General features: G+C 33.4%; 15 protein-coding genes. 12 read left to right on the plus strand and 3 right to left on the minus strand.

Annotation, left to right across the window (positions count from 1 at the left end; translation table 11 throughout):
• Positions 1-142 precede the first annotated feature (142 nt).
• The gene (locus CD155_RS09175; RefSeq protein WP_002444317.1) at positions 143-901 is read left to right on the plus strand and encodes a CPBP family intramembrane glutamic endopeptidase; all 759 of its coding nucleotides are present in this window, start codon (positions 143-145) and stop codon (positions 899-901) included.
• Between the two features lie 113 nt (positions 902-1014).
• Here CD155_RS09175 and CD155_RS09180 read toward each other — a convergent pair whose 3' ends face one another.
• Complete coding sequence (locus CD155_RS09180; protein ID WP_103213135.1) at positions 1015-2070, minus strand: zinc-dependent alcohol dehydrogenase family protein; 1056 nt, start codon at positions 2068-2070, stop codon at positions 1015-1017.
• Between the two features lie 188 nt (positions 2071-2258).
• Here CD155_RS09180 and CD155_RS09185 point away from each other — a divergent pair, with 188 nt between their 5' ends.
• From CD155_RS09185 to CD155_RS09200, 4 genes are all read left to right on the plus strand, one after another.
• A complete protein-coding gene (locus CD155_RS09185) occupies positions 2259-2669 on the plus strand; it encodes an acyl-CoA thioesterase (RefSeq protein WP_103213136.1) in 411 nt (136 codons plus the stop codon).
• Between the two features lie 69 nt (positions 2670-2738).
• Positions 2739-3065, plus strand: coding sequence for a thioredoxin family protein (locus CD155_RS09190; protein WP_103213137.1), 327 nt, complete (start codon positions 2739-2741; stop codon positions 3063-3065).
• A gap of 252 nt (positions 3066-3317) precedes the next feature.
• Positions 3318-4166: a YitT family protein gene (locus tag CD155_RS09195; protein ID WP_037541670.1), complete on the plus strand. Its 849-nt coding sequence runs from the start codon at positions 3318-3320 to the stop codon at positions 4164-4166.
• Between the two features lie 92 nt (positions 4167-4258).
• The gene (locus CD155_RS09200; RefSeq protein WP_103213138.1) at positions 4259-5236 is read left to right on the plus strand and encodes an alpha/beta hydrolase fold domain-containing protein; all 978 of its coding nucleotides are present in this window, start codon (positions 4259-4261) and stop codon (positions 5234-5236) included.
• A 91-nt stretch (positions 5237-5327) separates the two neighbouring features.
• Here CD155_RS09200 and CD155_RS09205 read toward each other — a convergent pair whose 3' ends face one another.
• Positions 5328-6329, minus strand: a complete 1002-nt coding sequence (locus CD155_RS09205) for a DMT family transporter (protein WP_370444531.1) — start codon at positions 6327-6329, stop codon at positions 5328-5330.
• 19 nt (positions 6330-6348) lie between these two features.
• Here CD155_RS09205 and CD155_RS09210 point away from each other — a divergent pair, with 19 nt between their 5' ends.
• Positions 6349-7218: an AraC family transcriptional regulator gene (locus CD155_RS09210; protein WP_103213140.1), complete on the plus strand. Its 870-nt coding sequence runs from the start codon at positions 6349-6351 to the stop codon at positions 7216-7218.
• 20 nt (positions 7219-7238) lie between these two features.
• Here CD155_RS09210 and CD155_RS09215 read toward each other — a convergent pair whose 3' ends face one another.
• Positions 7239-7556: a hypothetical protein gene (locus CD155_RS09215; RefSeq protein ID WP_103213141.1), complete on the minus strand. Its 318-nt coding sequence runs from the start codon at positions 7554-7556 to the stop codon at positions 7239-7241.
• Positions 7557-8021: 465 nt separating this feature from the next.
• Here CD155_RS09215 and pgsB point away from each other — a divergent pair, with 465 nt between their 5' ends.
• The 6 genes from pgsB (at position 8022) to rbsU (ending at position 13647) form a co-directional block, all read left to right on the plus strand.
• Positions 8022-9179 (plus strand): poly-gamma-glutamate synthase PgsB, encoded by a 1158-nt coding sequence (gene pgsB / locus CD155_RS09220; protein ID WP_103213142.1) that lies wholly within the window; start codon positions 8022-8024, stop codon positions 9177-9179.
• A 1-nt stretch (position 9180) separates the two neighbouring features.
• Complete coding sequence (pgsC, locus tag CD155_RS09225; RefSeq protein ID WP_002444299.1) at positions 9181-9633, plus strand: poly-gamma-glutamate biosynthesis protein PgsC; 453 nt, start codon at positions 9181-9183, stop codon at positions 9631-9633.
• A 23-nt stretch (positions 9634-9656) separates the two neighbouring features.
• Positions 9657-10730: a CapA family protein gene (locus tag CD155_RS09230; protein ID WP_103213143.1), complete on the plus strand. Its 1074-nt coding sequence runs from the start codon at positions 9657-9659 to the stop codon at positions 10728-10730.
• Positions 10720-10881 (plus strand): hypothetical protein, encoded by a 162-nt coding sequence (locus CD155_RS09235; RefSeq protein WP_002444294.1) that lies wholly within the window; start codon positions 10720-10722, stop codon positions 10879-10881. The genes CD155_RS09230 and CD155_RS09235 overlap by 11 nt, the downstream gene beginning before the upstream one ends.
• Positions 10882-10883: 2 nt before the next feature.
• Positions 10884-12488 (plus strand): gamma-glutamyltransferase, encoded by a 1605-nt coding sequence (locus CD155_RS09240; RefSeq protein WP_103213144.1) that lies wholly within the window; start codon positions 10884-10886, stop codon positions 12486-12488.
• Positions 12489-12765: 277 nt separating this feature from the next.
• On the plus strand, positions 12766-13647 hold the full coding sequence (rbsU, locus tag CD155_RS09245; protein WP_103213145.1) for a ribose/proton symporter RbsU: 882 nt from the start codon (positions 12766-12768) through the stop codon (positions 13645-13647).
• Positions 13648-13663: the final 16 nt, after the last annotated feature.

Raw genomic sequence — 13663 nt, forward strand, 5'->3', positions numbered from 1 at the left:
ACTGTCAATTTGGAAAAACAAGCTGAGTACTGAGGTCTTAGCTTGTTTTTTTACATCTTTATTGACATAAGCATTGATAAATTGCAATGTAGAGGTATAAGTCACATGTATGTCATAACAAGTTGAAGGGTGGATATGGGGCATGATTGATTCCAAGCTAGACAAAAAGTCGAATGAAAGGCACAAAGGTAATAAAATCCTCAATGTCTTAATCATCTTTGTCATGTCAATTGCTATACAAATACCAGTAGGCATATCTCTAGTAGCACTTCCTTTATCATTGCGTCTAAATGATTGGTATACGATTGCCATAAGTATGCTTACTCTAGGGATAGCGTTACTTATTGTATGGGGTGTGCGGTCATATTATTTACATCGTACATATGAATATCAACACTATAAAATGAGAGCAAGAGACATTTTAATTAATTTAGGTTTCTTTCTCCTGGTGATTATGTGTAGTATTAGTGCTAATCTTTTAATGCTCTATTTTACAGGTGATACAAACACAGAGAATGAAAAAACAATAGATGAAAGTCTTAGCTCACTTGTAGATAAAAGTCATTTACCTCATCCTACTATTGTACTTGTAACAGTATTATGTATTTGTTTCATAGGACCTTATCTTGAAGAGCTTGTGTTTAGAGGAATTTTCAAAGAAACTTTATTTATGAAAAGTCGTTTCTGGTTGCCTTTAATCATCTCATCAATGGTATTCAGTTCACAACATCTATCATCAAATATATTCTCCTACGGATTATATTTTTTAATGGGATGTGCCCTCTATATTACTTATAATAGAAGGCGAAATTTAAAAGATAGTATGATGGTACATATGCTAAATAACTCTCTGACAACGATTCCTATTTTTATTGGTTACTTATACTTCTACTTTAAGTAACATTGAGAATTTTAACTAAATAAAAAGCATTTAATTCAAACTTGGTCATCTTTAACAAAATGATTGAGTAAGAATTAAATGCTTATTTTTAATGTTGTAAAAAAGAGTTCGCCTTATGCTGGGGTAATATCATTTTCAATTAATAATTTAATTGCTTTGTGATCTGTAGCATTTCTGAATAAATCATATGCATTTTCAATGTCACTTAACTTACTATAATGTGTGACGAGTTGTTCAGGTTGAATAATCTTACTTTTTAAAGCTTCTAATAATTCTTCAGTCGTATTACCTGAAACTAAACCTGTTGTTACATTGATATTTTTAATCCAAAGTTTATCAATATCAAATTGAACTGGTAGACCATGAACGCCGACATTAGCAATGGTTCCATCTACACCTATAAGTTTTTGACATAAATCAAATGTTTGTGGAATACCTACAGCTTCAATAGCGACATCCACGCCACGAGGGTTGAGTTCTTTTACTTTTTGAATAGCTTCTTCAGCATTTTTGGAATTAACAACGTGTGTTGCACCTAGTGATTGAGCTGTTTCTAAACGATTATCATCCAAATCAATCATAATAATTTTAGAAGGAGAGAAGAATTGAGCAGTTAATAAAGTGGCCAATCCGACTGGCCCAGCGCCGATGATAGCGACAGTGCTACCAGGTTTTACTTTACCTTTTAATACGCCAATTTCATATCCAGTTGGTAGAATATCTGATAACATGACGAGTGCTTCGTCAGGTAAAGAAGCGGGTGCGTGATATAAAGAATTATCTGCAAAAGGAACTTTAACATATTCAGCTTGCGTACCATTGATTAAATGTCCTAAAATCCAGCCACCATCATTTTCACAATGTGCGTAAATGTCTTTTTTACAGTAATAACATTTACCACAAGATGAAACTGCAGAGACGATAACTTTGTCTCCAACTTTAAAATTATTTACATTGCTACCTACTGCTTCGACAATACCGATACCTTCATGACCTAAAGTTGTATTTTCAGTCACTTCAGGTGTATCACCTTTAATAATGTGTAAGTCTGTTCCACAAATGGTTGTCTTTACCATTCTAATAATAGCGTCAGTGCTCTCTTTAATTTCAGGCTTCTCTTTATCGATAAGTTCCGCAACGCCAGGTTTAACATAGTTATACGCTTTCATAGTAAAACCTCCTATTATTGTGAATTATTTCACAATAATTATACCATGATATAAAAGAATAAAGTTAAGATATTTTTATGACAAAGCTCCTTCAAATGATGTCATAAACATTTCGTTAGCACTTTTAATGAAAATAAATATCTAAACATTTAAAATATAAGTGAATATATAGATAAGGAGTAATCATCATGAGTGAAGAAGGTAAATTAGTAGCTGAGAAAGAAATAGAAGTAAATAATTATGATATTGATGCAATGGGGATTGTAAGTAACATTGTGTATGTAAGATGGTTTGAAGATTTACGAACAGTATTTATCAATCAACATATGAATTATTCAGCGATGTTGAAAAATCACATCTCACCAATATTGATGAAGACTGAAATAGAGTATAAAGTGCCTGTTACGATACATGATCGTCCCATCGGTCGTTGTTGGTTAGTGCAAGCGAGTAAATTGAAATGGGTCTTTAAATTTGAAATTTCGTCTGGGGACAAAATTCATTGCGTAGGATCTCAAATGGGTGGATTCTATCATCTTGAGCAACAAAAAATTACAAAAATGCCACAAGTATTTCAAGATATTCTAAAAAGCGAATAGATTCAGTAAGAGATAAAAGTAACTCGTACTACTATATTAAACAAATTTATAGGATTGAAGGTGTTTAGCGTGTGTCAAAACATACAAAGCATAGAAGAATTTCATCAACTGGTTCAAACGTATCCTCTTGTGGTCATTCATGTCATGAGAGAGCATTGTAGTGTTTGCCATGCAGTACTCCCTCAAATTCAAGATTTGTTAAATGAATATCCGCATGCAAAATTAGGGGTTATTAACCAATCGCAAGTTCAAGATATTGCAGGGGAACTTTCTATTTTCACAGTTCCTGTTGACTTGATTTTTATGAATGGTAAAGAGATGCATAGACAGGGTCGTTTTATTGATATGCAAACCTTTGAACATCAACTTCAATTAATGTACGACGCAATTGAATAAAAATAAGTATAGGGAGTCGTAAGAGTAGACTTCACTTCTTATAATACGAGGCTGGGATATTATTGTTTATCTCAGCCTTGTTTGACGTATTGGTAGTATATGTATGAGGTGAAAGTGCGCTTATATGAAGTTGCGCTCAACCCTAATTGATTGGGCAGTCAAATACTTCGTGTTACTATTAAATACGTGTGACTTTTCAAGAATAAGAAAAATCAAACAAATAAAATCTTAGTTGACATGGAGGAGGCTCAAATGGAGAAAAAACGCCGTCAAGAACACTTGAAAAATATTATATTCTGTTTACTCGGTACGCTTATTATAGCGCTTGGCGTTAATATGTTTGTTATTCCTGGTAATTTAGGTGAGGGTGGCGCTATCGGACTTTCACTTATTTTAAACTATACATTAGGAATTTCACCTGCGCTTAGTTCATTCATCATTAATGCCATACTCATTGTTGTGGGTTGGAAATTTTTAAGTCGTACAACAGCTATTTACACAGCCATAACGATCACAGCAAGTTCTATCTTTCTTGATTTAACAGAGCATTTTGGACTAGGTATTCATGAAAACTTTATTAATTCTGTATTCGCCGGTCTACTTATAGGAATTGGTTCGGGTCTAGTGATTGCTGCACAAAGCACATTAGGCGGTACTTCTGTCATCGCGAGAATTATCAGTAAATATTCTGAAGTTAAAACCTCTCAAGCATTATTGATACTAGATGCCTTAGTCGTATTATCTTTCCTTCTTGTATTGCCGGTTACAAATGTACTCTATACGATAGTCATGCTTTTCATAGTAGAAAAAGCAATGGCATTTGTAGTTGAAGGTTTCAATCCTAAAAAGGCTGTAACCGTGATTTCAAAATACAATAGAGAAATTAGCTCTGACATTTTCCAAGCAACTGGAAGAGGCGCCACATTGCTTAGTGGTAAAGGCGCTTATCAACAAAATAATACAGATGTCCTATATGCGGTGGTCTCTCAAAGTCAAATTGGTACAGTGAAAAAAATCGTCAATTCTTATGATGAGAGTGCCTTTCTCGTGATCCACGATGTACGTGATGTATTAGGTAATGGCTTTATCAATCTTAAATAGTCAAACAGATTTAAGATGAAGCCAATTGCTCAACGTTTTTCTATTTTTGATTTAAAATTAAATTAAATAGAAAACGAGGAGGTAGAAAGCCCATGTTTAAAAAATTAGTTACTATTATAGGTTCTACGATTATGGGCACAATTTTATTCGCAAGAGTAAAAGAAAAAAGAAGCTATAAGAGCTTTTTACAGGAAAAAATGATACGTATGTCAGGAATGAAAAAGACATTTGAAAATGTTGAAGATGCCAAAGCTGCTTTAGAGGAAACCAAACATGTGACGGCTGGAAAGTATAATGGTACAGATTATGAATTTAGACATAAAGTCCAAATTAAGGACTATTACGGTTCATTAGTTTATATCATCAATGACAAAGGCAATCGTGATCAACGTACGATTCTTTATATTCACGGTGGGGCATGGTTTCAAGATCCTTTAGATTCTCACTTTGAATATATTGATTTAATGGCAGACACGTTAGATGCCAAGGTTGTCATGCCTATTTATCCAAAAGTTCCGCACAGAGATCATCGTACAACATTTGAATTATTAAACAAACTTTATCCTCATTTACTTAATAAAGTAGATGATTCAAACCAAATGACGATCATGGGAGATTCAGCAGGTGGTCAAATTGCGTTGGCCTTTGCTCAGAAACTTAAAAAAGATAACATGCCACAACCTAGTCATATTGTATTAATTTCACCGGTATTAGATGCGACATTTAGCAATCCTGAAGCTCAAAAATATGAAAAAGAGGACCCAATGTTAGGTATTGAAGGAAGTAAATATTTAGTAGAGTTATGGGCTGGTAACACGTCGCTAGATGATTATAAAATCTCTCCAATCAATGGGGATTTAGACGGTTTAGGGCATATTACAATTGCAATTGGTACGAAAGAAACGTTGTACCCTGATGCAGTAAAGCTTTCACATATGTTGAATGAAAAAGGTATCAGTCACGAGTTTATTCAAGGGTATAATCTGTTTCATATTTATCCGATATTCCCAATACCTGAACGCCAACGTTTCTTAGAACAACTGAAAAGTATTATTAATAAAGACAAATGATAAAGAAAAGCTCACAATAGACATTTGAATATGTTTCTTGTGAGCTTTTACATATTTAATTATGACGGACTATGAATGTGTATGTGGCTCATTATGTACCTTCGGGTTGCTTTTTCAAAGAAAGGATGAGAATGAGTAACATAATCAATAGCATTCCTAAAATTTGTAGGGGTTTAAATGTGATATTTAGCCAAAGACTACTGGCAACAACGGCTACGACAGGTTCGATTGTTCCAAACAATGTCGTTTCTTTCGCTGAAAGGTATTTCAAACTATCAATAAAAAGATAAAAGGCTAATGCAGTGCCTCCAATAATACCGAAAATTAAAAACGTGATAGTAGAACTATGCCATTGTGAAAAATGAGCGTGCCAAATGGGATGACGTAGATTCATCAAAAGGCCAGAAATAATCATTGCCCATCCGACAACGAGAATAGATGCATATTTATTCAATAATTGATTCGCATAAATAGTATAAAATGCTAAAGCAAGTCCAGCTAAAATGCCCCAAAATAAACTTGAAGGTGCAACGACTAACTTCGATACAGAACCATTCGTTAGCAGTAAGAAAGTACCAACAAGTGTTAAAATCATTGCCAAGACATCAAATATTTTTAACCGCTCTTTTCCTCTAAATACAAACCACAATATGATATAAACAGGCGCAATATATTGAAGTAGTGTGGCAACAGCTGCGTTACCAGTATTGATTGAAGACATATAGGCATATTGAACAATTAGCATTCCAAATAAGCTATAAATAAGTAGCGTCACTACATGGGAGAGGTGCTTAAAAATAATAAATACAGATTGTTTAGGATTCATAATCTTAAATATCATTAATAAAAATAACCCGCTGATGATTAAGCGCGCAGTCACGTACCAGTCTATTTGAATGCCTTCATATTTAAATAAATAGTCGGAAACAGTGCCGCCTAAGCCCCATAAACTTGCGCCTATCACTGCAAAGCAAATACCTTTTATTCTAGATTCCGTGTGACTTAGCAAATTGCCACCTCCAAATAGATGATTAATCACATCATATATGGTATATAATAAAAAATATATATCTATTTCGATAAAAAGTATCAATATATTGAGGTTGTTAACCATGACAATAAATATTAAGTTGAAAGACAATTTAGAAGAAGTCATTCAATATCCAGAGGTATTATGGCAACATGTAATCTTACATACAAAACTTAATCAAACAATTTTAGGTTATATCCCGTTACATTGGCATAATAATTTGCAATTGATGGTTGTGACATACGGAAAGATCAATATTAAAATTGCTGGGCAAAACGTGATATTGAAGGAGAATGAAGGATTATTTATCAATACGAATATCGTACATGAAATAGAAGATAAAGAAGAGGATGCGTCATTTTATTGTTGGAATATCGGTTTACCCGATGCAACTGATTACGTCAACTTTAAATATGTAAATGAAATTATAAATCAAATAGACTTCCATCCTTTTATGAAATTAACTACAGAAATTCAAGATGAGAGAATTTTAATTGAAAAGGTTAAACACGTGGGGGAATTATTTGAAGAGAGGGGAGCGCACTATCAACTTAATATTTTAAGTGAGTATTATTTATGTTTAAAACAACTGATCACACTCATTGATCGAGACCAGAGTATTAACGATTATTTCTTCGACCCAAGAGTCAAAGACTGCATTAATTATATTCAAGAGCACTATGAACATAAAATAGGGATGCGCGACTTAAGTGAAATATCGAAAATCAGCAATTCTGAAACGATTAAATTGTTTAAAAAATATGTAGGTCTCACGCCTTTCCAATATTTACTCCACTATCGTTTGGAAAAGGCCGCAAAGCAACTCACGCTTACTTCTAACAATGTCACTGAAGTTGCTATGGGTTGTGGTTTTTCAACTACAAGCTATTTTATTCAAGTCTATAAAGAAAAGTATCACGTGACACCTAAACAATTTCAATTATTACACTAATAAATATGCGAATTCAGTTATCAATATACCTGATAACTTGAATTCGCATTTTTTTGAGTCTGATTATTTGTTTGAGATTTATTTGAATCTACCATTTGGTAATTAGTATTCGTGAATGAATGTGAATGAGATGAATCTGAGCTACTTGATGTTGAACTTACGTCTTCATCACTATTTCTAGATGTGTTGTTGATATGAGAGTGATCACTATCTAACACGGAGCTACTCATATCTTTACCTTGTAAACTACCGATCAGTATAAAAGCAAGATAACAACTACAAGTGACTAAAATGATTGCAAGATAGATGCCAACAGCGAGTTTTACTGGTTTATCCATCCATATCCTCCTAAGGTCGTAGTAACTTTCATACTCAACATAACATCTAATCTTTAATCTAATGTAAATTCAAAGTAAAGTTCTTATTACTTTACAAAAAATAATGATGAAAATTTAAGATTTGTACAATTTAAATACGAAAATTAATATTTAATAAGCAAAAACCATAGAAAACATGCATAAAAATTTACATTTCTTTACATTATCTTAATCTTGTATTAAAGGAGTTAAAACTGAGTCAATACCTACATGATAGTCTACTATTAGTTAGAGAATAAAAAATTTGTAACAAATTTAGATGAATTATATATATTATATTGACTTTTGATTAAATTTTTCTTTAGACTTAACTTGATGGAAACGTTTTAAATTTTTGTAAAGATTGTGAGTTAATTAATTTAAAATCAGTTGTTTATCATTTCCATTAACAATTTAATATTACACAGAAAAGCGAGGTAAGATGGATTGATTCTCATTATAGTGTGTGTCCTGTTGATTCTATGGCTCGGTATAAAAGAGAAAAGACGTCATGCGAATCGACTTAATAAAATTCCTATACGAATTAATATCAATGGTATTCGTGGGAAATCAACAATTACTCGGATGGCTTACAGTATCCTTCGAGAAGACCATTACAGAGTAATTGGTAAAACGACAGGAACAGATGCAAGAATGATGTACTGGTTCACACAGAAAGAATACGATGTAATTAGGAAACCTCAAGGTGCTAATATCGGTGAACAGCGTGATATTATTCGTAAGGTTGTTAAGCAAAAAGCAAACGCACTTGTTAATGAGTGTATGGCTGTAAACCCTGACTACCAAATAACGTTCCAAAAAGACTTGGTAAAGGCGAATATTGGCGTCATCGTAAATGTTATGGAGGACCATATGGACGTATTAGGTCCTACACTTCAAGATGTGGCTCAAGCCTTTACTGCAACGATTCCTTACAACGGTAAATTAGTTGTAATGAAAGATGAATATACTGATTTCTTTGCGAAAGAAGCTAAAAAGCGGAATTCGGAATTAATCGTCGTAGATAAAGATGAAATACCTGAATCATACTTAAGAAAATTTGACTACTTAGTCTTCCCTGATAATGTTGCCATTGTCTTAGGTATTGCAGAAGCTGTTGGTATTGATCACGAGACAGCACTTCAAGGTATGTTAAATGCCCCAGCGGATCCAGGCGCGGTGCGTATTAAATATTTCCATGCAAATAACACAAAAAATGTGTTTGTTAATGCTTTTGCAGCAAACGAACCCAAATCTACAAAGGCAATTTTGAACAAAGTGGAATCATATAATTATCCATACAATAAGAAAATCATTATTCTTAATTGTCGTTCGGATAGAATTGATAGAACACAATTATTTGTTGAGAATTTCTTAGAAGATGTTGATTATGATGTATTAATTTGTACTGGTAAAAGTACGCAATTGGTTTCAAACCTTATGCAAAAAATGCCAGAAAAGAAATATTTAAATTACGAAGGGCAAGAATTCTCAGAAATTGAAAAAGGAATTATGCATGAAGCTGAAAATGCACTTGTCTTTTGTGTCGGAAATATCCACGGCCCGGGTGGAAGAATAGCGGAATTCATAGAAGGGATAGAATAAAATGATAGGTTCAGAGTTATATTTCTCCTTATTCGTAGGTGTAGTTCTCAGTTTAATTTTTGCTGAGAAATTCGGGATTAACCCGGCAGGACTTGTTGTTCCTGGTTATTTAGCTTTAATTTTTGATCAGCCCATAATGTTATTATCGGTATTAATTATTAGTTGTTTAACATTCTTTATTGTTAATAACGGTATTAGTCAATGGGTGATTTTATATGGTAGAAGAAAATTCGCTGCCATGATTTTGACAGGTATGGTACTGAAATTTATATTTGACCTCCTTTATCCTCTGACACCATTTGAAATGGTAGAAGTATCAGGTATTGGTGTTGTCATCCCAGGTATCATTGCAAATACAATTCAAAAACAAGGTGTCGTAATCACATTATCATCAACGATGTTATTAACATGTATTACTTATGTCATCTTATTCTTATATAGCTTTATCAACTAATCACGAACAAGGAGCGCGTAATAATGAAAAAGAAAAAACGATTATCGCCCAGTGAGTGGTTACTTAAACAGTCGAAACGACATAAAAGAAGAAACACGCTTTACACGGCGATTGTCCTTTTAATAGCTTTAGTTTTATTGGTATTTGCTATAAAAGCAATACATGTCAATCCTGTTAAAAGTGATGCTAAAAGTGGCAATAGTATTCGAATTACATATTTAGGTAACATTACGTTAAATAAACACATTCGTCAAAATAATCTCAATGAAGTTTTCTCAGGTATTCAAGACACTTTGAAGAATAGTGATTTTTCTACTGCTTCTCTATTGGTTAATGAATTTTCAAAAGATCAAAAAGAAGAACTTAATAAAAACTTAGAAAACATCATGTTCTTACGTAAGCAAAATATTAAGAGTGTGAACCTCATCAACCAATCCATTGATAATATTCAAGCGACAGAGTTGATGAGACGAGTAGAATCTCAAGCAGGTTATAACTTCTTAACAGGTAATGGTTCAAACCCAATCAATAGTAAAACCGTTCAACAAGAGATTAAAGGTAAGAAAATTGCAAATGTATCATTTACTGATATTGAATCTAATTATACGAAACCTTTAAAAAACACGACATCAATTAGTTTAGATCCTGAAATTTTTTATCCATTGATTAAAAAATTGAAAGAGAATAATGATTATGTCGTTGTGAATGTTGATTGGGGAATTCCTAATGAACGTAACGTGACGGATAGACAAAGACAATATGCACACGCGTTATCTGATGCTGGTGCGGATGTCATTATCGGTCATAATTCAGTAGTTCAAAAGGTGGAAAAATACAAGAAAACACCTATCTTCTACAGCTTAGGTAATACAACTTCAGATGACTTCTTATCTAAAAATCAAAAAGGTATGATTGTACAACAAGATTGGAACGGAAAAAATAACAAATTCCATATCACTCCAATACAGTCTAAAGACGGTAGAATCTCTAAAGATGATATGAGCAAAATGGATCATATTCGTTTCCATAACAATATCAAAGATAAATCAATTAACTTAAAATCTGATAATAGTGGAGGTTATACTTTTGAATATTAAAAAACATTGGTTGCCAATCGTTGTTGTCGTTTTAGTCATTGTCATCTTTTTATTAGTGACATTTGCCAAGGCAAATGAAGGTTTAGATAAATACGAGCAAGATGAATTAAAAACTGGAGAACAGCAATATCTTTCAAAAGGGGCAAGCTAAATATGAATATATATAATAAAGTGACCTTAAGCGTCATTTTAGTTATAACGATTGTGATTTCATTCCTCTTTTATTTCATTACGACTGAAAAGAAAGTGGATAAAGACACGTTGTATGAAAATAAAATAGCGAACCATAAACAATCTGGTAACCAAAAGAAATATGGTGTTGCCTCTAATAACGCTATTGCCACTAAAGTAGGTAATAAAATTATTGAAGATGGCGGTAATGCCATTGACGCGGCTGAAGGTGTTGCGTATGCGCTTGCTGTCACTGAACCTCATTCCTCAGGTTTAGGTGGTGGGGGTGCGACGCTATCATATAACGGTAAAGATGGTGAAGTGCCTAAATTATATGAATACAAAACAATGTCTTCATATAATTTCAAGCAAGGTGACAAAATTGGTACGCCAGGATTTGTAAGAGGAATGCATGATATGCATGAAAAAGAAGGTAAGATGGACGAGAAGAAAATCTTCGACTATGTTATTCCTCTAGCAGAAGATGGATTCGAAGTAGATTCAGAGTTAGAACGTAGTTTGAAAATTTACGGATCTAAAATTGACCGTAATTCTCCTTTCTTCAAAGGTAGTAAAACGGTGCGTGAAGGTGACGTTGTTAAACAAAATAAGCTTGCTGACACCTTGAAGAAAATTCGTGATAAAGGTCCAGATTATTTCTATGAAGATGTCGGTAAAAGTGTATCTAAACAGTTGAAAAATGAATTGACTGAAAAAGATTTTACGACCTTTAAAACAGAATCTAAAGAACCCGTTAGCACGACATATAAAAATAACAAAGTTTACTCATCATCTAATCCATTAGGTGGTACATTAACATTACAAGGTCTTAAAGTAGATGAAAAAGAAAATCAAAATAATGCAGACCGTACGAATTTTATCACTGCAATGATTAAATCACGTGACTTGATGTATCAAAACCGTGATATCGTAAACGGTTCAGAGGCAAGTAATGAAGAAAGTCTTTCTGATGAATATTTACTAGGCCAATTAAATAAAGTTAATGTAGGCGGTAATACTGAGAATAGTAGTGATTTCAACCAAATTAGAACTGATAATACAAGTACAACTCACTTTGTTGTTATCGATAAAAACGGCAAGTTAGCAAGTACAACGAATACGCTCTCAAGTTACTTTGGTTCAGGTGATTTCATGAAAGAAGGATTCTATATGAATAACTCATTAGGAGACTTCTCTAAAGATTCATCTAGCCCTAACTATGGGGAGCCACATAAAGCACCAAGATCATTTATTTCACCTTCAATTGTAGTAGGACCTAATTTCTACATGGGTATTGGTACTCCAGGTGGTAACAAAATCCCAACAATATTAGACGAAACAATTGTGGATTATTTAAATGGTAATGGTACACTTCAAGAATCGATTGATAAACCACGATTTTATAATGATGGTGGAACAATCTTCTATGAAAATGCTATGAGCGATGAAGATATTAATATCTTCAAGAGTCTCGGCTATGGTGTTGAAGAAAAACGTAATGACCCTAACTTTGGTAGTGTCCAAGGTGCGGTGTACGATAAGAACAAAAAAACGGTTGATGTAGGTTCTGACGTAGGTAACCGTTAAAATTGAATATAATGTATCGAAATACACCTTTAAAGTTGAAATTGAATTCACTTTGAAGGTGTATTTTTTATGAAATGAAATTCTCTGATAAAAACATTTAATTTTAAAGTGACTTATTTCTGATTGCAAGCTTAAATAGCCTTTTATAAACAAATTTTCAAATCATCTGCGAATTTTTTATGACATCTTTTGTAAGCGTGTACAGTCAAATATAGAAATAGTATGATGATTGAGTAAAAGTTTTACATACATAAATTTGATGACTAAGAGGTGGCTTATGGATTTCATAGCGTTATTAATAGGATTAGGACCATTATTAGGTTGGGGGCTGTTCCCAACAATTGCCTCTAAATTTGGTGGACGTCCAGTTAACCAAATCTTCGGGGCGACAGTGGGTACGCTCATTTTTGCTATTGTATTAGCCTTAGTAAAAGGTATTGGCATACCTGGAGGAATGGCGCTCGTATTTTCAATTATTTCAGGTGCAGGATGGGCATTTGGACAAATCATTACATTTAAAGCATTCGAGTTAGTAGGTTCTTCTAGAGCAATGCCAATCACAACTGCTTTTCAATTATTAGGTGCTTCATTATGGGGCGTTTTCGCATTAGGAAATTGGCCCGGCGTAGCGAATAAAGTGGTAGGTTTTGTTGCACTGATTGTCATTTTAATTGGTGCACGAATGACGGTTTGGACTGAAAAAAGTGAACAAGAATATAGTCAGAATCTTAGAAAAGCAGTGATTTTATTACTGATTGGAGAAATTGGTTACTGGGTTTATTCAGCTGCACCACAAGCAACTGATATTGGTGGGCTAAAAGCATTTTTACCACAAGCCATTGGAATGGTACTTGTCGCTGTAATGTATGCATTGATGAATATGCAAAAAGGCAATGCCTTTAAAGAAGCGGTAAGTTGGAAACAGATTATCTCTGGTTTCTTCTTTGCATTTGCAGCTTTAACATATTTAATTTCAGCTCAACCCAATATGAATGGCCTTGCTACTGGCTTCGTACTTTCACAAACATCTGTAGTTTTAGCTACATTAACTGGAATTTTCTTTTTAAATCAAAAGAAAACGCCAAAAGAATTGATGATTACCATTGTCGGGTTAGTCTTAATACTTATCGCAGCATCTGTGACAGTATTTATTAAATAATATAGTGAAGGATTGA

It is taken from the genome of Staphylococcus caprae, assembly GCF_002902725.1.
Classification (GTDB): Bacteria; Bacillota; Bacilli; order Staphylococcales; family Staphylococcaceae; genus Staphylococcus; species Staphylococcus caprae.